Raw genomic sequence first — 21,377 nt, 5'->3', positions numbered from 1 at the left:
ACGAGCCTGATTGGAAGTAATATCAGGCTCAAAATACTTATTTTCCATATCCTTCTTTTACTATCGGTTATTGTTCTCTTTTAAAGTAAAAATTATAATTCATAAAAAGAGAGTCAAAATCTATAAAAATGCTCTTTACAGTTAAACGTACGCTCATTATCATATGAATATTAACTATGGACTATGAGTTCCATTTGGAAAACTGTTAGATACTCGCTTTCATTACAATTGGTATTGTTTTTATTTCTCCTAATGACGGCTGGAATTAATCATTAATTATTTAAATATCAGATTTATAAAGCTAAATAATTAATATTCTGCCATGATAGCCAACCCCCTATTCTATTGCCTCATACATAGATATCATCTGCTAATAGTTAGATATTAAATTTAAAGGTGCTTATTTTTAATTTCTTATATACAACACACAACTATTTTTTGTTTTTTAGTATTTAAAACGCAAATTAAAGCACTGCCATTAATCATCAAATTTTAGTATTACACATCCCTCATGTTCCACGGATTCCAGACACAAAAAAAGCCGCCCGTAAGCGACTTTCATTTGCATCTTTTGGTGCCGAAGGCCGGACTCGAACCGGCACGTATTTCTACGGTTGATTTTGAATCAACTGCGTCTACCGATTTCGCCACTTCGGCACTGAAGGGGATGCGGAAACGTTGTGGATTATACCTGTCGCGCGCCGCCATGCAAGCGACGACGCGCGAAACCCGCGCTAAGTGCCCAAAAAACCAGCGCCCTTCGTCACTCCAGCTCAGACACCGCCAGCCGAATCACCCCCGCCGCCTTCTGCTCAGGCAGCGCCAGCACCTTCGCCCACATCTCCTTCACCATATCGCAGGAGAGCTTCTCCTTGCCCACCGCCTTCTCCGGCATCTGCAACAGCTGGATGTCCTCGCCGTACTTATCGGCAAGTTGCTTCATAATCGGTCGCACATCTTCGACAGCCGCCTCGCGCTCGGCCGGGGTCACGGTGTGGCGATTTTTGCCGTAGGCCGCGCGCATCATGTCGGCGTCGGCCTGCATGCGACGCGCCATCAGGTCTTTATCCAGCATGCGCATCGGGTTGATGCCGCCCTTCACCATCGGGTAGAGGAAGCGGAAGCAGGCGTCGTCGCTCACCTTCTGGATGGCGGCGGTCTGCTCCATATTGATGGTCATGTAGTTCACCACGTTGGCGTCCGGGGCGTTTTGCAGGCGCGACATCTGCAGATGCAGGATCTGCGGCTGGATGGTGTCGATAATCTGCTGCTCCGGCTCGCCCGCTTTTTGCAGGGCGGCCATCTGGTCGAGGATGCGCTGATGCAGCGCGGGCTCCTGCTCCTTAATCACCTGCCAGGCGGGCATCGCGTTGAGGGTGGTATCAATCTGCGCTTCCGGAGCGCGTTGCCTGTCAAAGAACACCCAGAACGCCACGGCGGCGGCCGCGACAATAACAACGACCGTACTGATCCACGTCTTTTTCATCTCGCATCCTTATCCTTGAGTTGTGCCGGTTTACACCGGCACGCCGCTGTGGAAGCGAAACTCGTGGTCCGGTGTCGAGATAAGTGTGGCTTCAATTTCGCCAAAAAGCTGTATGCGCGGTGAGATATCGTCGTCGCTCACCTGCTGGGCCAGCGTCAGGTAGTCCTGATAATGGCGCGCTTCCGAGCGCAGCAGCGAGAGATAGAACTTCTGTAAGTCATCGTCGAGGAACGGGGCCAGCGCGGCGAAGCGTTCGCAGGAGCGGGCTTCGATGTAGGCGCCGCAGATGAGCTTGTCGATCAGCGTCAGCGGTTCGTGGGTGCGCACGTCCTTCAGCATCCCTTTGGCGTAGCGGCTGGCGGTAATTTTGACGTACGGAATATCGCGGGCCAGCATCGCCTCGCGCACCTGCCAGAAATGGTGCAGCTCCTCTTTAATCAGCAGCACCATGCTGTCGATAAGCGCCTGGCCCCACGGGTCGTCGGTTTTGGGCATCACGCTTTTGCCAATCTGCCTGTGCAGGGCGATGAAGTCAGGCTCCGGGCCGTCGCGGAAGGTGAACTGTTCGTAGGGCTTGAGCCAGTCGAGCAGCGCATCGGCACCGCTTTCGTCGGCGACGTATTTACGCACCAGCAGCAGCGCGGTCTGGGCGGCCTTGAGCTCGCATACCATGTGGTCGGTGAGCAGCAGCGGCAGGTTCGCCGGGTCGCGGGCTTTATCAATCCATGCTTGCGGGGTCGGGCACTGGAGGAAGTTGAGTACGGGGGCGAGTATCTGCGGGTAATCCATGGTTCTGCCTTGAAAAAGCGGTGGCGCGCGCCACCGCCTGAAACGCTTAGTGACGCACGCCGTCGTCGTCTTCGTCGACGTAATCTTCGTCGTCGCCTTCTTCGCCGTCTTCACCGTTCGGATCTTCGAAGTAGGTTCCCCAGCCGTCGTACTCCACATCAAACTTCTCGGCCAGGTTCATCAGCTGTTCTACCTGCGCGTCGATCAGCTCCGCCTTCAGCGCGCCTTCGCTCAGGATGTCGCAGCAGATGACGGTGTCGCCCTCTTCCACTTCCAGCTCTTCCGGCTCGGTCACTTCGTAACCCAGCTTGAAGGCTTCCACGGCCATTTTTTCCAGCGCTTCAAAGTCGTCCGCAGAGAAATGGTGTTCGATGGTGTACAGCGCGTCCGGATCGCTACCGTCTTCCAGCAGTTCTTCAATAATCAGACGCGTCTCTTCGCGTTGCTCTTCCAGTAATTCCGGGTTTGCCATGGGTCAATCCTCTTTAAAGTGCGGCAGATACTTCTATTTTCACACACGGACGGGTTTGCCTCCACCTTTGTTGGAAAGATTTGTGAAACGGGGTTGAAAATGAATAATTACACATATAAAGTGAATTTTAATTCAATAAGTGGCGTTCGCCATGCGAGGATAAAATGTCTGATCTGTACAAGAAACACTTTCTGAAATTGCTCGACTTTACCCCTGCACAGTTCACTTCTCTGCTGACCCTTGCCGCACAGCTCAAAGCCGATAAAAAAAAGGGCAAGGAAGTACAAAAGCTTACTGGCAAAAACATCGCGCTCATCTTCGAAAAAGACTCGACCCGTACACGTTGCTCTTTCGAAGTTGCCGCATTTGACCAGGGCGCACGCGTTACCTATTTAGGGCCGAGCGGCAGCCAGATTGGGCATAAAGAGTCAATTAAGGATACCGCACGGGTTCTCGGGCGGATGTACGACGGCATTCAGTACCGCGGCCACGGCCAGGAAGTGGTCGAGACGCTGGCGCAGTATGCGGGCGTACCGGTGTGGAACGGGCTGACCAACGAATTCCACCCGACGCAGCTGCTGGCTGACCTGCTGACCATGCAGGAGCACCTGCCGGGCAAGGCGTTTAACGAGATGACGCTGGTCTACGCGGGCGACGCGCGCAACAACATGGGCAACTCGATGCTGGAAGCGGCGGCGCTGACCGGGCTGGATCTGCGCCTGGTAGCCCCGAAGGCCTGCTGGCCGGAAGAAAGCCTGGTGGCGGAGTGCAGCGCGCTGGCGGAGAAGCACGGCGGTAAAATCACCCTGACGGAAGACGTGGCGGCGGGCGTGAAGGGCGCGGACTTTATCTATACCGACGTGTGGGTGTCGATGGGCGAAGCCAAAGAGAAGTGGGCGGAGCGTATCGCGCTGCTGCGCGGGTATCAGGTGAACGCCCAGATGATGGCGCTGACCGGCAACCCGAACGTGAAGTTCCTGCACTGTCTGCCGGCGTTCCATGACGACCAGACCACGCTCGGCAAGCAGATGGCGAAAGAGTTCGATCTGCACGGCGGGATGGAAGTGACGGACGAGGTGTTTGAGTCGCCGGCGAGCATCGTGTTCGACCAGGCGGAAAACCGGATGCATACGATTAAGGCGGTGATGGTGGCGACGCTTGGGGAGTGATTGGGTCCTCTGAGCGCTGGTGCCCTCACCCCGGCCCTCTCCCACAGGGAGAGGGAGAAAACCCAGCCCGTAGGCCCGTGCAAGCGCAGCGCCGCCGGGCGAATCAGGCGACGATGCGGCCTGATGCCCTTTCTCCCACAACCCGCTCTACTCAATTGATTTTTCACCCCGAAAAAGGTACGTTTTCGCCTTCATTCCAGCGTGGACATACCAGCATTATGCCGATTATTCAGTCTGTTGAACGTGCGTTGCAGATCCTCGACCTGTTCAACGAGCAGGCCACCGAGCTTAAGATCACCGACATCAGCAAACTGATGGGGCTGAGCAAGAGTACCCTCCACTCGCTGCTGAAAACCCTCCAGCTTCACGGCTATATCGATCAGAACCCGGAGAACGGTAAGTATCGCCTCGGCATGAAGCTGGTCGAGCGCGGTCATTTTGTCGTGGGCTCGATGGATATTCGGCAGAAGGCGAAAGGCTGGCTGACGGAGCTGTCCCGGCGAACCGGGCAGACTACCCATCTGGGGATCCTGGACGGGCGTGAAGGGGTCTATATCGAGAAGATTGAAGGCAAGCTGGCCGCCATCGCCTATTCGCGCATCGGCCGCCGCCTGCCGGTTCACGCCACCGCCATCGGCAAAGTGTTGATTGCCTGGCTGGGCGAGGCCGAGCTGAACGCCCTGCTGGAGGGCTATCAGTACACCACCTATACCCCTTCTACCCTTGCCTCTCGCGAAGCCTTAATGAGTGCCCTGGCGCAGACCCGCGAGCAGGGTTACGCCCTGGATAGCGAAGAGAACGAGCAGGGCGTGCGCTGCGTGGCGGTGCCGGTGTGGAACCACGAGTCCCGCGTCATTGCCGCCCTGAGCCTGTCGACGCTGACCTCCCGCGTGGACGACGCAGAGCTGGCTAATTTCCGCGAGCAGCTTCAGCAGGCCGGGCTCCAGCTCTCACGCGCGCTGGGCTACCCGGCCTGAGCCGTCAGACCGGCTCGTAGGTGAAGTAGTCGAAGTCAGCGTGGCAGCCGTCGCCGCTGATGTCCTCGCAGTGCAGTCCCACAAACGCGCCGGTGAAGAAGCCGCGCCCGCCGATATAGTCATCCGACAGCTTCCACGCCTCATACGTCACCGGCACGGTGTGCCACGTCTCGCCGTCGAACGAGTAGCTGTAGCGGTAGACCAGCGCATCCACATCCACCCTTAGCCAGACGCTCTCCGCACTCTCCGGCACGGGAATGGGCTGCTCGTGCAGCGGCCACGACGGCACGTTGTGGTCAAGCTGGATCACCTTAATCGTTCTGCCCTGCCCCTCCTCGTAGTCCACAAAGCAGTAGCTCCAGTTTTTGCTGTTGTAGTAGCAGGTCAGCCCCGCGCTCTGCTGGAAGTGCACCGGCGAGAACTGCATCCGCGTCTCGGCCCGGAAGGTGAAGTGCTGCCAGCGGCGCGCCACGGTCGACTGGGTAAAGGTCGAGTTGAGCGAGTCGTTGCCGTATAACCGTAAATAGCCGGGGCGCGCGGTGAGCGAGCCGAGGGTGTCGTCGAACGGAATGCGCAGAGTCTGCAATTCAGGGTCAAGCGTGCTGCCGTCGAAATCATCCCGCCAGCTACCTTGAACGGCGGCGGGCTGCTCCGCCACCTGCGGGCCTTTCACGGTCAGCTGCGCGTGCTTACCGCCCTCCACGTACGGCCAGCCATCGCGCCATTCAATGCGGGCGACGCCGGTCTCGCGCCCCAGCGGACAGTAGCCGCGTCCGCCAGAGGCCAGCAGCGGCACGCCGGGCAGGCGCAGCGGGCGGCTGGTAAGGTAGGCCATATACCACTCCCCGGTGTGGGTTTGCAGCAGCGAGCCGTGGCCGCTCTTTTGCAGCGGGTTCTCCGGCAGGTGCCAGCTGGTCATCATCGTCACGTCCGGGTGAAGCTCGTACGGCCCGTCGATGGTTTTTGCACGCAGCACCACGACGGCGTGCTCGTAGCTGGTGCCGCCTTCGGCAACCATCAGGTAGTACCATCCCGCGTGCCGATAAAGATGCGCCCCTTCGGTGTAGCAGAGCGGCGTGCCGGTAAACAGCGTTTTGCGCTCGGGCGAGAGGGTGCCGGTCTGCGGGTCAAACGCCTGCATCACGATGGTGTTGTGCGGGTTGCTGTGATGGCGCGGCCCCCACGGGCGGTAGAGGTAGTATTTGCGGCCATCGTCGTCGTGGAACAGGGACGGATCGAACCCGCCGTTGCCCATCGGGATCGGCTCGCTCCACGGCCCTTCGATGGACGGCGCAGTGACGAGGAAGTTACGGCCATTTTTCCACGGCGAATCGACAATCTTCACGTCGGTATAGAGCAGCCAGAATTTGCCGTCGGCGTAGCTCAGGCACGGTGCCCAGATACCGCCGGAGTCCGGGTTGCCCTTCATATCCAGCATCGACACGCGGTCCAGCGGCGTGCTGACCAGCGTCCAGTTTTTCAGGTCGCGGGAGTGATAGATGCGCACGCCCGGGAACCACTCGAAGGTCGAGGTGGCGATGTAGTAGTCCTCGCCCTGGCGGCACAGGGACGGGTCCGGGTTGAAGCCGGTGAGTATCGGGTTAGTGATTTCCATGTTGCCTCCGGTTAATGGGATGCGGCTGTCGCGGCGTCGGGAATGGCCTCGCCCTGCGCCGCGCGGTGCTTGATCAGCTGCTGGCTGATGGCCTCCACGCGGGCGTCGGTGAGCTTATAGAACGACAGCATGGTGAACATGCCCACGTAGAGCACCACCGGCACCACGCAGAACAGAATTTTGATGGTGGTCAGCACCTCGACCGGCTGCACGCTGCTGCTGGCGGAGTAGTTCACGTACGCCAGGATCCAGCCCACCACCGCCCCGCCAATTGCCAGGCCAATCTTCAGGCTGAACAGGTAGGTGGAGAACACCAGCCCGTCCAGGCGTCGCCCGCTGCGGCTTTCTTCGTAATCCACCACGTCAGAGGCCATCAGCCACTGTAGCGGCGTGGTGGTGTTAAACACAAACAGGAACAGGATGTTGAGGGCGAAAATCAGGGCAATATGCTCCGCCGGCGTGAAGAAGATCAGCAGGCTAATCAGAGAGTAAGCGACGATGATCCACTTAAAGGCGGTGACGCGGTCGAAGCGGCCCAGCAGGCGGGAGGAGCAGAGCGAGCCGAACATGGTGGCGAGGCTGCCGTAGAGTAAAAACTGCGTCGCCATCTCCGGGTGATCCATCACGTATTTCACGAAGTAGAGCGTCGCCCCGCCGCGCACCACGTTAGAGCAGGTCGCCATCATCTTGAAGGCGCACATGATCCGCCACTGGCCGTTGCCCAGCAGCAGCTTAAGATCTTTCGCCACCGACGAACCCGGCTGCACCTCAAAGGTGTAGCGCTCTTTGGTGGTGAAGAAGCAGACATAAAGCAGGACTACGCCGCTCAGCCCCAGCACGCACATGGCGCCGAAATAGCCCACCTGCTCGTTCCCTTTGCCGATGATGCTGACCAGCGGCAACGCGATGCCGCTGATGGCGAGCGACCCCGCGGCGGCGAGGAAGAAACGCCAGGACTGAAGGGCATGACGCTCTTTCGGGTCGGCGGTGATCACCCCCGGCATGGCACAGTACGGGACGTTAACGAAGGTGTAGACCAGAGTCAGCAGAATGTAGGTCACGCAGGCGTAGATGATTTTGCCCTGCGCGGAGAAGTCCGGCGTGTAGAAGGTCAGCATGCAGACGATGCCAAACGGGATGGCGCCCCACAGCAGGAACGAGCGGAACTGGCCGTAGCGGGTGCGGGTGCGGTCTACCAGCAGCCCCATCAGCGGATCGGTCACGGCGTCGAGCACGCGGGAAACTAAAAACAGCGTCCCCATTATGCCCGCGGAGAGACCGAACACGTCGGTGTAGAAATAGGCCAGCAGGAACATCGTGGCCTGCCAGACGAAGCCGCAGGCGGTATCACCCAGCCCGTAGCCAATTTTGTCTTTCATGGTTAATTGCGTCATCAGAATTACACCCTTATGTAGTGTGCTGAATTACAACATTGTGTTACTGGAGTGTAATGAGCTGCTCAATTAACCAGCAATGGTCATATCTTATTTCTGAATTACGTTATTTCGCTTTTGTGACGCCAACGATATATCATAAATCATTGTTTAAATTAGTAAATTAAAGACAAGCAAAAACCGCCCGCGGAATATTTTCCGCAGACGACTTTCTCTCAAAAAATAATTAAAGGCCGAGTGCTTTTTTACCGGCGTTAATTACCTCAATGATTTTATCGGTGTCATAAATACAGCCTTTCCAGGTGCCGCCACTCACGGACTGTAATGCCGCCCACAGCCGGGTATCGTCCGGCAAAAAGTCGTGAGCGTGCAGATCCGGGTGCGTCTGCCGCCGCGCCAGCTCGCGCGCCCCCTCTTCCGGCGTCAGCGGGTTGTCCGCGGTACCGATGAAGTTCACGCTACCGGTCAGAGTCAGGCGGTCCACGGCAATCTCAATGATGTCGTTATCGCGCAGCTTACCAATCGGCCCTCCCGCCAGCGCCTCCGGCGATACGTGGCCGAAGCAGGCCCCCGTCGACACGCCCGAGAAGCGCGCATCGGTGATTAACGACACCGACTTGCCCCACGAGATGTGTTTGAGCGCGGAGGTGAGCTGGTAGGTCTCTTCCATGCCAGTGCCGGACGGTCCACCGCCGATCACCACCATGATATCGCCCTGCTTAATCTCTTCCCGCTTGATGGCCTTAATCGCCTGCGCCTCCGAGACAAACACCCGCACCCGGCCGGTGTGGCGGTAAACGCCATCTTCACCCACCACCGACGGGTCGATCGCCGTGGCCTTGATCACCGATCCTTCCGGCGCGATGTTGCCCGTCGGGAAGCAGACCGTCGAGGTCAGCCCTTTCGCTTTTGCCTTCTCCGGCGGCAGGATCACGTCATCCGGCTCCACGCCGTCCTGCTCGCGCAGGCACTGGCGGAAGCGCTTACGGCGCTCCGAGCTCTGCCACCAGTCGAGGTTCTCGCCCACTGTCTGGCCAGTGACGGTCATGGCGTCCAGATGCAACAGGCCGAGATCGCGCAGGTGGAGCATCACCTCCGGCACGCCGCCCGCGAGGAAGGCGCGCACGGTCGGGTGATAGTCCGGGCCGTTGGGCAGCACGCTCACCAGGCGCGGCACCCTGCGGTTGACGCGCGTCCAGTGTTCAACGTCCGGGATCGTGCAGCCCGCCGCGTGGGCGATGGCCGGAATGTGCAGCAGTAAATTGGTGGAGCCGCCGAACGCCGCGTGGATCACCATCGCGTTTTCGATGGCTTTGTCGGTGAGGATATCGCGCGTGGTGATGCCACGGTTATCCAGTTCACTGACCGCGCGTGCCGACTGGCGGGCGATCTCCAGCCACACCGCCTGCCCGGACGGGGCCAGCGCGGAGTGCGGCAGCGCCAGACCCAGTGCCTCCGCCACTACCTGCGAGGTGCCCGCCGTACCGAGGAACTGACACCCGCCGCCCGGCGACGCGCAGGCGCGACAGCCCAGCTCGGCGGCCTCCTGCAAGGAGAGCTCATGGTTGGCGAAGCGCGCGCCGATGGTCTGCACTTTGCCCGCATCTTCCCCCACGGTGGGCGGCAGCGTCGCCCCGCCCGGCACCAGAATGGTCGGCAGATCGTGCATGGAAGCCAGCGCAATCATGGTGGCGGGCAGCCCTTTATCGCAGGTTGCCACGCCGATCACCGCCCGGCGCGTCGGCAGGGAGCGGATCAGGCGGCGAAACACGATCGCCGCGTCGTTGCGGTACGGCAGGGAATCGAACATGCCGTGCGTGCCCTGCGAACGACCGTCGCACGGATCGCTGACGAAGGCTGCGAACGGGATCCCGCCGTTGCGGGTGATCTCCTTCGCCGCCGCCTGCATCTGCATGCCGATCTCCCAGTGCCCGGTGTGGTAGCCCAGCGCGACCGGGCGTCCGTCTCCGGCGCGGATGCCGCCCTGGGTACCGATGATCAGCACCTCTTTGCCGGTGAGCTTGTTGGCATCCCAACCCATCCCGGCGTTCTGCGTCATACCGAACAGGTTGCCGCTGGGGGATTCCATCAGCATCTGCGGTGTCAGCGGCAGCGTGCCCTGCGGCCCCGCCGCGTGGGTGATCACCGCATAAAACGCATCGTCCTGTGGGGTGAAAATTTTCTCAATGGTCATCGTTATCGTCCGGCTCAGCAGAGTTTGAGCTGTTGTAACAGGGTTTTCAGCTGCGCCTTGCGCGGCTCGTCCAGCGGCGAGGCTGGCGGCAGGACGTGCGTAGAAATCGGACGACCGCAGAGCACGATCGCCTCTTTAATGACGTTCACAAACGGCGTATCCAGCTGATACATCTGCGGGATTTGCAGCAGGGTCTGATGATACTCAGCCGCTTTCGCCACGTCGTTATCCCGCCAGGCTTTCAGAAGATTTACCGACACCTGTGGGGCAAAGTTGCCGCTGGCCGAGATCGCCCCGTCGCCGCCGAGCAGCAGGGTATTAAACAGATGATCGTCGTAGCCGCACAGCACCGTGAAATGAGGATGGGCGCCTTTAACGGTGTGGATCATGCTGCGCAGGTGAGCGACGGAGTCGATGGTGTCTTTGATGCCGACGATGTTACTGCGCGAGTCGGCGAGGGTTTTCACCAGCGCCGGGGTCAGATCCTGCCCGGTTAGCGCCGGGAAGTTATAGAGCATCACCGGCAATGTGACGCTGTCGGCCACCTGTTCGAAATAGCGGATCAGGTTCGCTTCCGATACTTTCCAGTAGTAAGGGTTGATCACCACGATGCCGTCCGCGCCCGCCTGCTGCGCGTGCTGGCTCAGCTCAATGGTTTCCCGGGCATTGGTGCCGCCGGTGCCGATCAGAACCGGCACGCGACGATCGACATGATCGATCGCAAACCGGGCAATGGTTTTACGCTCTTCGGCGCTGAGCTGGGAGAACTCGCCGCCGCTGCCCAGGAAGAACAGGCCGTCGACGCCCGCAGCAATCAGATCGTCGATCAGCGCGGCGGTACCCGGTTTATCGAGCTGGCCATCGGCGGTAAAAATGGTGGAGACAGGGGGAATGATACCCGTGAACAACGCGGACTGCGGCATGAGATCTCCTTGCTGAATCATTTTGTTCTACATTATAGAACAGCGTTCATTATTTTAACGATCATACTATGACGCAGAAAAAGCGCAGGTAAATGGGAGATGAGGAGGGAGTGCGGGAAGTTTAAGCTGGATCACATTATGCGTGGGTGCGGTCTGGTTCCCTCACCCTAACCCTCTCCCAAGGGGAGAGGGAACTTTTACACCCTCTCCCCTTGGGAGAGGGCCGGGGTGAGGGGTTACTCTACCAGCATCTTCACCACAACCTTACGCACCTGCGCCGGCGCTCCCGCCGCGCACAGCGGCTTATGCACTTCGCCCGGCCAGAACACTACAAAATCCCCTTCGCTCAGCACCACGGTTTTCTCCCGCTCGCCTTCCGGCAGGAACGCGATGTCTTTGTCCGCCAGCCAGTCGGTGTCCGGCGTACCGTGCGGCAGGGTACTGAAGGTCATCCCTTCCTGACCTTTTAGCACAATCTGAATATCCAGATAGCGTGCATGGTATTCAGCGCGACGCTCGGCGAACGGCTGGGTCATGTCCTCCGAAACCAGATAAAACAGGCTGTTGCCATTGATGTCGTGCTTACCGGTCGGCGTTGCGTCGGTGACGTGGGCCTTAACGTGCTCAATGGCCTGGCGCAGCTCTTCTGGCAGCCAGGACTGGAGATGATGAATATTGCCAATAATCATGATACAACCCTCAGATTAAAACATTGTTTCATTTTTATGTTTTATACGAGAATTGCCTCTTCCATACCAGCCCTTTTTTGACAAGATTTGCGTCAGCGCATGTTTATCGGGAAATGTGTTAATCCACTGTTAATTGCACACAGGCATTTATGCAATGGTTATGCATAACCTCATTTCATGCACTTTGCACACAGGATCTAACTCACTGAATTTAAAACATAACTCACAAAACCTGTTGGTGTATCACACTTTACCACTTTGGTTATTTCCTTTAAAAATCCATAATTATTTATTGATTTCTCTTAAGTGAAAAATAGTTAACTGTCATTATTGCATAGCTATTCCCGTGACAACATTTTATCCATTAAAATCAACAACATAACTAAATATTTCAAAGCGTGTGATTCTACAAAATAATAACAACTTCAAATATTGCCACCCGTTCCTGCTTAGCTATTCATCCCTTAATAATATGAAATTAATCATTATCTGATACGAATCATGCAATTGAAAATAAACTGCTCAATATCGGTTTTCGCGTGAGCAATGTCACAATAACCATTATTTAAGCGCCTACTATAAATCACGAAATCAATTGAGCTTAGCCGCCATGAAATTAAACACATCACATGGCGCATGCCCTTTTTATTCTGAAAAAAAGTTAAAGGAATAATTATGGAAAAGCATTACGTCGGTTCTGAAATTGGTCAATTGCGTAGCGTTATGCTGCACCGTCCTAATTTAAGTCTGAAACGGTTAACCCCCTCAAACTGTCAGGAGCTGCTATTTGATGACGTGCTCTCGGTTGAACGGGCGGGTGAAGAGCATGACATCTTCGCAAACACGCTGCGCGAGCAGGGTGTGGAAGTCCTGCTGTTGACCGACCTTCTTACGCAAACGCTTGATATTGCTGAAGCAAAAGCCTGGCTTCTTGAAACACAAATCTCCGACTATCGCCTGGGACCAACCTTTGCCGCCGACGTGCGCGGCTGGCTGGCGGATATGCCGCACCGCGAACTGGCGCGCAGATTAAGCGGCGGATTAACCTACGGTGAAATTCCGGCGGCCATTAAAAATATGGTGGTCGATACCCACACGGCGAATGATTTTATTATGAAGCCGCTGCCGAACCACTTATTTACCCGCGATACCTCCTGCTGGATATATAACGGCGTCTCCATTAATCCGATGGCGAAACCCGCCCGCCAGCGTGAAACCAATAACCTGCGGGCAATATATCGCTGGCACCCCGCATTTGCCGACGGCGAGTTTATTAAGTATTTCGGCGACGAGAATATTAATTACGACCACGCCACATTAGAAGGCGGCGACGTATTAGTGATTGGTCGCGGGGCGGTACTGATCGGCATGTCCGAGCGCACGACGCCGCAGGGCGTGGAGTTCCTCGCCAACAGCCTGTTTAAACATCGCCAGGCCGAGCGCGTGATTGCCGTTGAGCTGCCGAAACACCGCTCCTGCATGCACCTCGACACCGTGATGACCCACATCGACGTGGACACCTTCTCCGTTTACCCGGAAGTGGTGCGCAAGGACGCCCAGTGCTGGACGCTCACCCCGCACGGACGCGGCGGCCTGCTGCGTACCCAGGAAACCGACCTGCTGCACGCCATCGAGAAAGCCCTCGGCATTAACCACGTCCGCCTGATCACCACCGGCGGCGACGCCTTTGAAGCCGAACGCGAGCAGTGGAACGACGCTAACAACGTCCTGACCATCCGCCCGGGCGTGGTGATCGGCTACGAGCGCAACGTCTGGACCAACGAGAAGTACGACAAAGCAGGCATCACCGTGCTGCCGATCCCGGGCGACGAGCTGGGACGCGGTCGCGGCGGCGCGCGCTGCATGAGCTGCCCACTGGAACGCGACGGAATTTAAAGGAGCCATCATGGAACGAAAACCCACTCTGGTTGTGGCCCTTGGCGGCAACGCGCTGCTCAAGCGCGGCGAGCCGCTGGAAGCGGACATCCAGCGCCAGAACATCGAGCAGGCCGCCCGCACCATCGCCGGCTTAACGGAACAGTGGCGCGTGGTGCTGGTGCACGGCAACGGCCCGCAGGTCGGACTGCTGGCGCTGCAAAACAGCGCCTACGACAAAGTCACTCCCTACCCGCTGGACGTTCTTGGCGCCGAAAGCCAGGGAATGATCGGCTACATGCTCCAGCAGGCGCTGAAAAACAATCTGCCCCAGCGCGAGGTCAGCGTCCTGCTCACGCAGGTGGAAGTGGACGCCGCCGACCCGGCGTTCAGCAACCCGACCAAGTACATCGGCCCGGTCTACAGCGAAGCCCAGGCTAAAGCGCTGGCCGCGGAAAAAGGCTGGGTGTTTAAGGCCGACGGCAGCTACTTCCGCCGCGTGGTGCCGTCGCCGCAGCCGAAGCGCATCGTCGAGAGCGACGCCATCACGGCGCTGATTCAGCGCGACCACCTGGTGATCTGCAACGGCGGCGGTGGCGTGCCGGTAGTGGAAAACGCCAACGGCTATCACGGGATCGAGGCGGTGATCGACAAAGACCTCTCCGCCGCCCTGCTGGCGCGCCAGATCGAGGCCGATGCCCTGCTGATCCTCACCGATGCCGACGCGGTGTACCTCGACTGGGGCAAGCCGACCCAGCGTCCGCTGGCGCAGGTGACGCCGGAGCTGCTCAGAGGCATGCAGTTCGACGCCGGATCGATGGGGCCGAAAGTGGCCGCCTGCCGCGAGTTTGTTGAGGCCTGCAACGGCATTGCCGGGATCGGCGCGCTGAATGACGGCGCGGAGATCCTGGCGGGCGAGAAAGGCACGTTGATTCGTAACTGAGTCGTTTTCCCCTCACCCTAACCCTCTCCCAAAGGGAGAGGGAATGTACGCCCCCTCTCCCTTTGGGAGAGGGCCGGGATGAGGGCATCAGACAGCTAAATTTTAAAAAGGATTTCCCCATGACCATTAACCTGAAAAACCGCAACTTCCTGAAACTGCTGGACTACACCCCGGCGGAGATCCAGTACCTGATCGATCTCGCCATCGAGCTGAAGGCCGCCAAAAAAGCCGGACGCGAAAAACAAACCCTGGTCGGGAAAAACATCGCCCTGATCTTTGAAAAAACCTCCACCCGCACCCGCTGCGCCTTCGAAGTGGGTGCGTTCGACCAGGGCGCGCAGGTCACCTACCTCGGCCCAAGCGGTTCGCAGATTGGCCACAAAGAGTCGATGAAGGACACCGCCCGCGTGCTGGGCCACATGTATGACGGCATCGAGTATCGCGGCTACGGCCAGGCCATCGTTGAAGAGCTGGGCGAGTACGCGGGCGTGCCGGTGTGGAACGGCCTGACCGACGAGTTCCACCCCACCCAAATTCTGGCGGATCTGATGACCATGCTGGAGCACTCTCCGGGCAAAACCCTGCCGGAGCTGAGCTTTGCTTATCTCGGCGACGCGCGGAACAACATGGGTAATTCGCTAATGGTCGGCGCGGCCAAAATGGGGATGGATATCCGCCTTGTGGCGCCGAAATCCTTCTGGCCGGAGGCGGGCCTGGTTGAGCAGTGCCGCGCCATCGCCAAAGAGACCGGCGCGCGCATCACCCTCACCGACGACGTGGAGGAAGGCGTGCAGGGCACCGATTTCCTCTACACCGACGTGTGGGTTTCCATGGGTGAGCCGAAGGAGGCCTGGGCCGAGCGCGTCAGCCTGATGAAGCCGTATCAGATCAACGCGGACGTGATGAAGGCCACCGGTAACCCGAACGTCAAGTTCATGCACTGCCTGCCGGCGTTCCACAACGAGCACACCAAAGTGGGCCGCGAAATCGAAATGGCGTACGGCCTGAAGGGGCTGGAAGTGACGGAAGAGGTCTTCGAATCACCGAACTCCATCGTCTTCGACGAAGCAGAGAACCGCATGCACACCATTAAAGCGGTCATGGTGGCGACACTCGGCGACTAATCACCGCCCGGCGCGCCGCGGGGTGCGCCGGGTTCAGGAGAACATCATGGGCAAGTTCAAGTTTCCCTCCGCTTACACCATTCTCTTTTTTCTGATTGCCGTGGTTGCCGTGCTGACGTGGATTGTTCCGGCCGGGCAGTACCATATGGCAATGAACGAGGCGCTCGGTAAAGAAGTGCCGGTTGCTGGCACCTACGCGCACGTGGCAGCGCACCCGCAGGGGCTGGTTTCGGTGCTGATGGCGCCGATTGCCGGGCTGTACGATCCAGAATCCGGCCAGGCCGGGGCCATCGACGTGGCGCTGTTTATCCTTATCATCGGGGGATTCCTCGGGATCGTCACTAAAACCGGGGCGATAGACGCCGGGATCGAGCGCGTCACTACCCGACTACGCGGCCGCGAAGAGTGGATGATCCCGATCCTGATGGCGCTGTTTGCCGCAGGCGGCACGATTTACGGCATGGCAGAAGAGTCGCTGCCCTTCTATACCTTACTGGTGCCGGTGATGCTGGCGGCGCGGTTCGATCCGGTGGTTGCTGCGTCCACCGTGCTGCTCGGCGCGGGGATCGGCACCCTCGGCTCCACCATCAACCCGTTCGCCACGGTGATCGCCGCCAACGCCGCCGGGATCCCCTTCACCAACGGCATCATGTTGCGCATCGCGCTGCTGGTGATCGGCTGGATCATCTGCGTGGCGTGGGTAATGCGCTATGCCCGCAAGGTGCGCAAGGATCCGTCGCTGTCGATCGTGGCGGATAAGCAGGAAGAGAACCGCGCCCACTTCCTCGGCAACAAGGGCGAGCAGTCGCTGGAGTTTACCCCGGTGCGCAAACTCATCCTGGTGATCTTCGCCCTCGCCTTCGCGGTGATGATCTACGGCGTGGCGGTGCTGGGCTGGTGGATGGCGGAGATCTCGGCGGTGTTCCTCGCCAGCGCGATTATCGTCGGGCTGATCGCCCGCATGAGCGAAGAGGAGCTGACCTCAACCTTTATCAACGGCGCGCGAGATTTGCTGGGCGTCGCGCTGATTATCGGCATCGCGCGCGGTATCGTAGTGATCATGGATAAGGGCATGATTACCCACACCATTTTGCACAGCGCCGAGGGAATAGTCACCGGATTGTCGACGGTGGCGTTCATCAACGTGATGTACTGGCTGGAAGTGGTGCTGTCGTTTCTTGTGCCTTCTTCGTCCGGCCTGGCCGTTCTGACGATGCCGATCATGGCGCCCCTTGCCGATTTCGCTAACGTCAACCGCGACCTGGTGGTTACGGCTTACCAGTCGGCGTCCGGCATCGTTAACCTGATCACTCCCACCTCTGCCGTCGTGATGGGCGGGCTGGCTATCGCCCGCGTGCCCTACGTGCGCTATCTGAAATGGGTCGCGCCGCTGCTGGGGATTTTAACGGTGGTGATTATGGTGGCGTTAAGCCTGGGCGCCCTGTTGTAATTTGCCGGATGGCGCTGCGCTTATCCGGCCTACGGATCGGTGCGGTGCCACCGGTTATTTCGGGAACTGATATGGGAACTATGATGGATTACGAAGAGTACTCTCCCAAAGAGCAACTACAGCTAACGGTCTGCCAGCGTCTGATCGCGGAAAAGAGCTATCTCTCCCAGGAGGAGATCCGCCGCGACTTACAGGAGCGGGGTTTTGAGACCATCAGCCAGTCCACCGTTTCACGTCTGCTCAAGTTGCTCGGTGTCATAAAAATTCGCAATGCCAAAGGGCTAAAGATTTATTCGCTGAATCCCCAGCTGCGCCCGGCCCCCGACGCGGCGCGTACCGTCTCTGAAATGGTGGTGAGCGTGGAGCACAACAGCGAATTTATCCTTATCCATACCGTCGCCGGATATGGCCGCGCGGTGGCGCGTATTCTGGATTATCACCAGTTACCGGAAATTTTAGGCGTGGTGGCCGGAAGCAGTATTGTCTGGGTCGCGCCCCGCGTGGTGAAGCGCACCGCGCTGGTGCATAAGCAAATTAATTATTTACTCAGAACGCATTAATATTCATAAAGAACCGTTTGCATTGAGTAAAGCGTGCATTAAATCGCTTGATCCCAAAAGCGAGCTGCGTATAATGCCCGACAATTTGCCGGGAGGAAGCATGGTCAAGCGTGTACGACATATCGTCTTACCGCGTCTGAAATCAGACGCTGGCCTGCCGTTTTTCTTCCCGTTGCTAAACCTATTCCCAGAGCCCCTCATTTGAGGGGCTTTTTTTTGCCCGGCGTCAGGAGATAAACATGAATCCGCTTTATCAAAAACACATCATTTCCATAAACGACCTCAGCCGCGAAGAGCTGGAACTGGTTCTGGAAACCGCGGCAAAACTGAAGGCCAATCCGCAACCGGAGCTGCTGAAGCACAAGGTGATTGCGAGCTGCTTCTTCGAGGCCTCCACCCGCACCCGCCTCTCCTTCGAAACCTCCATGCACCGCCTGGGCGCGAGCGTGGTGGGCTTCTCGGACAGCAGCAACACGTCGCTGGGCAAAAAAGGCGAGACCCTGGCGGATACCATTTCGGTTATCAGTACCTACGTGGACGCGATTGTGATGCGCCACCCGCAGGAGGGCGCGGCGCGTCTGGCGACCGAGTTTTCCGGCGGCATTCCGGTGCTGAACGCCGGTGACGGTGCCAACCAGCACCCGACGCAGACCCTGCTGGATCTGTTCACCATTCAGGAGACGCAGGGCACGCTTGAGAACCTGAACATCGCCATGGTCGGCGACCTGAAATATGGCCGCACCGTCCACTCCCTGACCCAGGCGCTGGCGAAATTTAACGGCAACCGCTTCTTCTTCATCGCGCCGGACGCGCTGGCGATGCCGCAGTACATTCTCGATATGCTGGACGAAAAAGGCATCGCGTGGAGCCTGCACGCCAGCATCGAAGAGGTGATGGGCAACGTGGATATTCTCTACATGACCCGCGTGCAGAAAGAGCGTCTTGACCCATCCGAGTACGCCAACGTGAAGGCGCAGTTCGTCCTGCGCGCCAGCGACCTCGAGGGCGCGCGCGACAACATGAAGGTGCTGCATCCGCTGCCGCGCATCGATGAGATCACCACAGACGTGGATAAAACGCCGCACGCCTGGTACTTCCAGCAGGCCGGAAACGGCATCTTCGCCCGCCAGGCGTTACTGGCACTGGTTCTGAATCGCGAATTAGCTCTGTAAGGGGAGACGACCATGACACACGATAACAAACTCCAGGTTGAAGCCATCAAGCGTGGCACCGTGATTGACCACATCCCTGCGCAGGTGGGCTTTAAGCTGCTGACGCTGTTCAAACTGACTGAAACCGACCAGCGCATCACCATCGGCCTGAACCTGCCGTCGGGCGAAATGGGCCGTAAAGACCTGATCAAGATCGAGAACACTTTCCTGACCGACGAGCAGGTCAACCAGCTGTCTCTGTACGCGCCGGACGCAACGGTTAACCGCATCGACGATTACGACGTGGTGGGCAAATCCCGCCCAAGCCTGCCGGATCGCATCGAAAGCGTGCTGGTCTGCCCGAACAGCAACTGCATCAGTCATGCTGAGCCGGTTTCCTCCAGTTTCGCAGTGAAAAAACGCGCCAATGACATTGCACTCAAATGCAAATACTGCGAAAAAGAGTTTTCTCATTATGTGGTGCTGGCCAACTAATTGAGGTTGGTAATGAAATCCCGGCTGTTATAATGGCCGGGAACATTCTTAACGCTGTAATTCTGGAGAAAAAATGAGCAAAGTACTCGCGACGGAAAATGCACCAGCGGCTATCGGCCCATACGTTCAGGGCGTTGATCTGGGCAGCATGATCATCACTTCTGGTCAGATCCCGGTGAACCCAAAAACCGGTGAAGTGCCAGCCGACGTAGCGGCGCAGGCGCGTCAGTCGCTGGAAAACGTGCAGGCGATCGTCGAATCTGCCGGTCTGAAAGTGGGCGATATCGTCAAAACCACCGTGTTCGTGAAAGATCTGAACGATTTCGCCACCGTTAACGCCACTTATGAAGCGTTCTTCACCGAGCACAACGCCACCTTCCCGGCGCGCTCCTGTGTGGAAGTGGCGCGTCTGCCAAAAGACGTAAAAATTGAAATTGAAGCGATTGCCGTACGTCGCTAATTTATTTCAATAAAGAGAAGGCAGCTCAGGCTGCCTTTTTTATTGCGACCATTTTTACTCTCTCCAGGCAATGACGCATCCCCCACTCCATTAATAGACTGACGCTGCCTTGTTATATTCTAATTAATGGATGAAGAATGAAACTCTCTAAGATCGCGCTGGCCGTTGCCACATTAGCGGTTGCGTCTTCCGCACTTGCACACGGATATATAGAATCCCCCGCCAGCCGCGCTTATATGTGTAAGCTCGGCCAGAATATTGACTGTGGCTCTGTACAATATGAACCGCAGAGCGTAGAAAAGACCTCCGGCTTCCCGACGGGCGCAATGCCGCCTGACGGCCAGCTTGCCAGCGCCGGTATTGCCAGCTACTCCCAGCTTGATAAGCAGAGCCTGAACGCCTGGACTAAAAGCCCCATGACGGCAGGCCCGCATGAATTTGTCTGGCACCATACCGCGCCGCATAAAACCACCAACTGGCGTTATTACATTACCAAACAAAACTGGGACCCCAATAAACCGCTGACCCGTGACCAGTTCGAATTAACGCCGTTCTGTACTATTAACGGGAATGGTCAGGCACCGTCCATGACAAAATCCATGACCTGTAATGTCCCGGAACGTACGGGCTACCAGGTTATTTATGGCGTGTGGGAAATTGCGGATACCACAAACAGTTTCTATCAGGCCATTGACGTTGATTTCGGTAACGGCGGCAACGTCACGCCGGACGATACCCCAGCGGTAATATTCCAGTGGAGTAAAACCCTGAGCGGACAGATTGCCGGGAATAACCTGAACGTGGGCGATAAAGTGATTGCACGCTTCTTCGACGCCAACGGGGAAGTTGCCGCCCTGCGTACTGAAATGACCATCGGCTCTTCAGAACAAGGCGACGCTAACCACTGGTCCTACGATCTGGCGCAGAAGATCAACACCACTCATAGCGATGTCCGCGTCGGTGTGAAAGATGAAGCCGGTGAAATCAGCCCGATTCACGGCGCCAACAGCGTATTCGTGAAAGACGGCAGCACGCTGAGATCCGTTGCCATCTCTTATGAAGAGCAAAAAGCGCAGGTGAGCGAGACCATCGCCGTTTCCGATCTGCAATACAGCAAAATCGAACATGGCAATGTGATTGTGACCTTCCATGTGAACACGCAGGGTGACGTTAATTTTGAAGCGCACGTGATGAACCACCACGGTGCCGAAAAAGGTTACCTGAAGCAGGATATGAATAACGTCAATCAAAACGTGACCATGACGCTGACTGACGTCACGGCGGGCCACCATATGCTGAAATACTACGCCACCAATAAAGACGGCACCCTGTTCGCGCAGGACGTGCTAAACCTGATGCTGGAAAGCGACGCGGCGGACAGCAGCGGCCCGCATGACTTTATCTTCCCGGACAGCATTGCCTCCTACAAAGCGGGCACCGTGGTGTTACAGCCTAAAAACGGTAAGACCTACGAGTGTAAACCGTTCCCGTATAGCGGCTACTGCGTGCAGTGGAGCAAATACGCGACCCAGTTTGAGCCAGGCGTGGGCGCGCACTGGAGAGAGGCGTGGGTGCTGAAGAACTGAGTTGCCTTCACGCCCGGCGGCACTT

Annotated in this window: 21 protein-coding genes, 1 tRNA gene and 1 pseudogene; 13 read left to right on the top strand and 10 right to left on the bottom strand. The window is 57.7% G+C overall.

What is annotated here, in order from left to right:
- Positions 1-572: 572 nt before the first annotated feature.
- The 4 genes from ACQG1Y_RS02800 to rraB form a co-directional block, all read right to left on the bottom strand.
- Positions 573-657, bottom strand: a tRNA-Leu gene (locus tag ACQG1Y_RS02800).
- A 106-nt stretch (positions 658-763) separates the two neighbouring features.
- A complete protein-coding gene (locus ACQG1Y_RS02795; protein WP_063659314.1) occupies positions 764-1,486 on the bottom strand; it encodes a hypothetical protein in 723 nt (240 codons plus the stop codon).
- A 30-nt stretch (positions 1,487-1,516) separates the two neighbouring features.
- Positions 1,517-2,275 (bottom strand): tRNA isopentenyl-2-thiomethyl-A-37 hydroxylase MiaE, encoded by a 759-nt coding sequence (gene miaE / locus ACQG1Y_RS02790; RefSeq protein WP_032625253.1) that lies wholly within the window; start codon positions 2,273-2,275, stop codon positions 1,517-1,519.
- Between the two features lie 46 nt (positions 2,276-2,321).
- Positions 2,322-2,747 (bottom strand): ribonuclease E inhibitor RraB, encoded by a 426-nt coding sequence (gene rraB / locus ACQG1Y_RS02785; protein WP_032625251.1) that lies wholly within the window; start codon positions 2,745-2,747, stop codon positions 2,322-2,324.
- Between the two features lie 99 nt (positions 2,748-2,846).
- Here rraB and argL point away from each other — a divergent pair, with 99 nt between their 5' ends.
- From argL to xynR, 3 genes are all read left to right on the top strand, one after another.
- On the top strand, positions 2,847-2,942 hold the full coding sequence (gene argL / locus ACQG1Y_RS02780) for a putative translational regulatory protein ArgL (protein WP_213083700.1): 96 nt from the start codon (positions 2,847-2,849) through the stop codon (positions 2,940-2,942).
- Positions 2,912-3,916 (top strand): ornithine carbamoyltransferase, encoded by a 1,005-nt coding sequence (gene argF, locus ACQG1Y_RS02775; RefSeq protein ID WP_045350171.1) that lies wholly within the window; start codon positions 2,912-2,914, stop codon positions 3,914-3,916. The genes argL and argF (ACQG1Y_RS02775) overlap by 31 nt, the downstream gene beginning before the upstream one ends.
- Positions 3,917-4,134: 218 nt before the next feature.
- Entirely contained in the window at positions 4,135-4,893 is a 759-nt protein-coding gene (gene xynR / locus ACQG1Y_RS02770; RefSeq protein WP_032652348.1) for a DNA-binding transcriptional repressor XynR, read from the top strand.
- 4 nt (positions 4,894-4,897) lie between these two features.
- Here xynR and ACQG1Y_RS02765 read toward each other — a convergent pair whose 3' ends face one another.
- From ACQG1Y_RS02765 to ACQG1Y_RS02745, 5 genes are all read right to left on the bottom strand, one after another.
- On the bottom strand, positions 4,898-6,508 hold the full coding sequence (locus tag ACQG1Y_RS02765; RefSeq protein ID WP_368740759.1) for a glycoside hydrolase family 43 protein: 1,611 nt from the start codon (positions 6,506-6,508) through the stop codon (positions 4,898-4,900).
- Between the two features lie 11 nt (positions 6,509-6,519).
- The gene (locus ACQG1Y_RS02760) at positions 6,520-7,902 is read right to left on the bottom strand and encodes an MFS transporter (RefSeq protein WP_368740760.1); all 1,383 of its coding nucleotides are present in this window, start codon (positions 7,900-7,902) and stop codon (positions 6,520-6,522) included.
- Between the two features lie 226 nt (positions 7,903-8,128).
- Entirely contained in the window at positions 8,129-10,096 is a 1,968-nt protein-coding gene (gene yagF / locus ACQG1Y_RS02755; protein ID WP_368740761.1) for a xylonate dehydratase YagF, read from the bottom strand.
- 14 nt (positions 10,097-10,110) lie between these two features.
- Positions 10,111-11,019, bottom strand: coding sequence for a 2-keto-3-deoxygluconate aldolase (gene yagE, locus ACQG1Y_RS02750; protein ID WP_023302991.1), 909 nt, complete (start codon positions 11,017-11,019; stop codon positions 10,111-10,113).
- Between the two features lie 236 nt (positions 11,020-11,255).
- Positions 11,256-11,708, bottom strand: coding sequence for a YhcH/YjgK/YiaL family protein (locus ACQG1Y_RS02745; protein ID WP_077580394.1), 453 nt, complete (start codon positions 11,706-11,708; stop codon positions 11,256-11,258).
- 675 nt (positions 11,709-12,383) lie between these two features.
- Here ACQG1Y_RS02745 and arcA point away from each other — a divergent pair.
- From arcA to ACQG1Y_RS02720, 5 genes are all read left to right on the top strand, one after another.
- Complete coding sequence (gene arcA / locus ACQG1Y_RS02740) at positions 12,384-13,604, top strand: arginine deiminase (RefSeq protein WP_368740763.1); 1,221 nt, start codon at positions 12,384-12,386, stop codon at positions 13,602-13,604.
- 10 nt (positions 13,605-13,614) lie between these two features.
- Positions 13,615-14,526, top strand: a complete 912-nt coding sequence (gene arcC, locus ACQG1Y_RS02735; protein ID WP_254309540.1) for a carbamate kinase — start codon at positions 13,615-13,617, stop codon at positions 14,524-14,526.
- 119 nt (positions 14,527-14,645) lie between these two features.
- Positions 14,646-15,650, top strand: a complete 1,005-nt coding sequence (argF, locus tag ACQG1Y_RS02730; protein WP_368740764.1) for an ornithine carbamoyltransferase — start codon at positions 14,646-14,648, stop codon at positions 15,648-15,650.
- A 46-nt stretch (positions 15,651-15,696) separates the two neighbouring features.
- A complete protein-coding gene (locus ACQG1Y_RS02725; RefSeq protein ID WP_063134966.1) occupies positions 15,697-17,100 on the top strand; it encodes a YfcC family protein in 1,404 nt (467 codons plus the stop codon).
- An 80-nt stretch (positions 17,101-17,180) separates the two neighbouring features.
- Positions 17,181-17,660 carry an arginine repressor gene (locus tag ACQG1Y_RS02720; RefSeq protein WP_003863366.1) on the top strand — a complete coding sequence of 160 codons (480 nt, stop codon included), beginning with the start codon at positions 17,181-17,183 and terminating at the stop codon, positions 17,658-17,660.
- A gap of 3 nt (positions 17,661-17,663) precedes the next feature.
- On the opposite strand, the pseudogene ACQG1Y_RS02715 reads toward ACQG1Y_RS02720, so the two are convergent.
- Positions 17,664-17,781: pseudogene (locus tag ACQG1Y_RS02715) on the bottom strand (hypothetical protein).
- Between ACQG1Y_RS02715 and ACQG1Y_RS02710 the strand changes: the two are divergent.
- From ACQG1Y_RS02710 to gbpA, 5 genes are all read left to right on the top strand, one after another.
- Positions 17,761-17,865 carry a pyrBI operon leader peptide gene (locus ACQG1Y_RS02710; RefSeq protein WP_071524139.1) on the top strand — a complete coding sequence of 35 codons (105 nt, stop codon included), beginning with the start codon at positions 17,761-17,763 and terminating at the stop codon, positions 17,863-17,865. The pseudogene ACQG1Y_RS02715 and the gene ACQG1Y_RS02710 overlap by 21 nt on opposite strands.
- 34 nt (positions 17,866-17,899) lie before the next feature.
- Positions 17,900-18,832, top strand: coding sequence for an aspartate carbamoyltransferase (gene pyrB, locus ACQG1Y_RS02705; protein WP_003863368.1), 933 nt, complete (start codon positions 17,900-17,902; stop codon positions 18,830-18,832).
- Positions 18,833-18,844: 12 nt separating this feature from the next.
- The gene (pyrI, locus tag ACQG1Y_RS02700) at positions 18,845-19,306 is read left to right on the top strand and encodes an aspartate carbamoyltransferase regulatory subunit (protein ID WP_003863370.1); all 462 of its coding nucleotides are present in this window, start codon (positions 18,845-18,847) and stop codon (positions 19,304-19,306) included.
- A gap of 73 nt (positions 19,307-19,379) precedes the next feature.
- Positions 19,380-19,766, top strand: coding sequence for a 2-iminobutanoate/2-iminopropanoate deaminase (ridA, locus tag ACQG1Y_RS02695; protein ID WP_003863373.1), 387 nt, complete (start codon positions 19,380-19,382; stop codon positions 19,764-19,766).
- 137 nt (positions 19,767-19,903) lie between these two features.
- Complete coding sequence (gbpA, locus tag ACQG1Y_RS02690; RefSeq protein ID WP_368740765.1) at positions 19,904-21,352, top strand: N-acetylglucosamine-binding protein GbpA; 1,449 nt, start codon at positions 19,904-19,906, stop codon at positions 21,350-21,352.
- Positions 21,353-21,377: the final 25 nt, after the last annotated feature.

The organism is Enterobacter cloacae complex sp. 397G4 (assembly GCF_050031515.1).
Lineage (GTDB): Bacteria > Pseudomonadota > Gammaproteobacteria > Enterobacterales > Enterobacteriaceae > Enterobacter > Enterobacter hormaechei_C.
Note: the sequence above shows the minus strand (reverse complement) of the source record. Positions and strands in the feature narration are given on the sequence as shown.

What these genes read in the sequence shown, in the direction of transcription:
- ACQG1Y_RS02795 (WP_063659314.1), bottom strand. Translation starts at nt 1,486, where the DNA reads ATGAAAAAGACGTGGATCAGTACGGTCGTTGTTATTGTCGCGGCCGCC.
- miaE (WP_032625253.1), bottom strand. Translation starts at nt 2,275, where the DNA reads ATGGATTACCCGCAGATACTCGCCCCCGTACTCAACTTCCTCCAGTGC.
- rraB (WP_032625251.1), bottom strand. Translation starts at nt 2,747, where the DNA reads ATGGCAAACCCGGAATTACTGGAAGAGCAACGCGAAGAGACGCGTCTG.
- argL (WP_213083700.1), top strand. Translation starts at nt 2,847, where the DNA reads ATGAATAATTACACATATAAAGTGAATTTTAATTCAATAAGTGGCGTT.
- argF (WP_045350171.1), top strand. Translation starts at nt 2,912, where the DNA reads ATGTCTGATCTGTACAAGAAACACTTTCTGAAATTGCTCGACTTTACC.
- xynR (WP_032652348.1), top strand. Translation starts at nt 4,135, where the DNA reads ATGCCGATTATTCAGTCTGTTGAACGTGCGTTGCAGATCCTCGACCTG.
- ACQG1Y_RS02765 (WP_368740759.1), bottom strand. Translation starts at nt 6,508, where the DNA reads ATGGAAATCACTAACCCGATACTCACCGGCTTCAACCCGGACCCGTCC.
- ACQG1Y_RS02760 (WP_368740760.1), bottom strand. Translation starts at nt 7,902, where the DNA reads ATGACGCAATTAACCATGAAAGACAAAATTGGCTACGGGCTGGGTGAT.
- yagF (WP_368740761.1), bottom strand. Translation starts at nt 10,096, where the DNA reads ATGACCATTGAGAAAATTTTCACCCCACAGGACGATGCGTTTTATGCG.
- yagE (WP_023302991.1), bottom strand. Translation starts at nt 11,019, where the DNA reads ATGCCGCAGTCCGCGTTGTTCACGGGTATCATTCCCCCTGTCTCCACC.
- ACQG1Y_RS02745 (WP_077580394.1), bottom strand. Translation starts at nt 11,708, where the DNA reads ATGATTATTGGCAATATTCATCATCTCCAGTCCTGGCTGCCAGAAGAG.
- arcA (WP_368740763.1), top strand. Translation starts at nt 12,384, where the DNA reads ATGGAAAAGCATTACGTCGGTTCTGAAATTGGTCAATTGCGTAGCGTT.
- arcC (WP_254309540.1), top strand. Translation starts at nt 13,615, where the DNA reads ATGGAACGAAAACCCACTCTGGTTGTGGCCCTTGGCGGCAACGCGCTG.
- argF (WP_368740764.1), top strand. Translation starts at nt 14,646, where the DNA reads ATGACCATTAACCTGAAAAACCGCAACTTCCTGAAACTGCTGGACTAC.
- ACQG1Y_RS02725 (WP_063134966.1), top strand. Translation starts at nt 15,697, where the DNA reads ATGGGCAAGTTCAAGTTTCCCTCCGCTTACACCATTCTCTTTTTTCTG.
- ACQG1Y_RS02720 (WP_003863366.1), top strand. Translation starts at nt 17,181, where the DNA reads ATGATGGATTACGAAGAGTACTCTCCCAAAGAGCAACTACAGCTAACG.
- ACQG1Y_RS02710 (WP_071524139.1), top strand. Translation starts at nt 17,761, where the DNA reads ATGGTCAAGCGTGTACGACATATCGTCTTACCGCGTCTGAAATCAGAC.
- pyrB (WP_003863368.1), top strand. Translation starts at nt 17,900, where the DNA reads ATGAATCCGCTTTATCAAAAACACATCATTTCCATAAACGACCTCAGC.
- pyrI (WP_003863370.1), top strand. Translation starts at nt 18,845, where the DNA reads ATGACACACGATAACAAACTCCAGGTTGAAGCCATCAAGCGTGGCACC.
- ridA (WP_003863373.1), top strand. Translation starts at nt 19,380, where the DNA reads ATGAGCAAAGTACTCGCGACGGAAAATGCACCAGCGGCTATCGGCCCA.
- gbpA (WP_368740765.1), top strand. Translation starts at nt 19,904, where the DNA reads ATGAAACTCTCTAAGATCGCGCTGGCCGTTGCCACATTAGCGGTTGCG.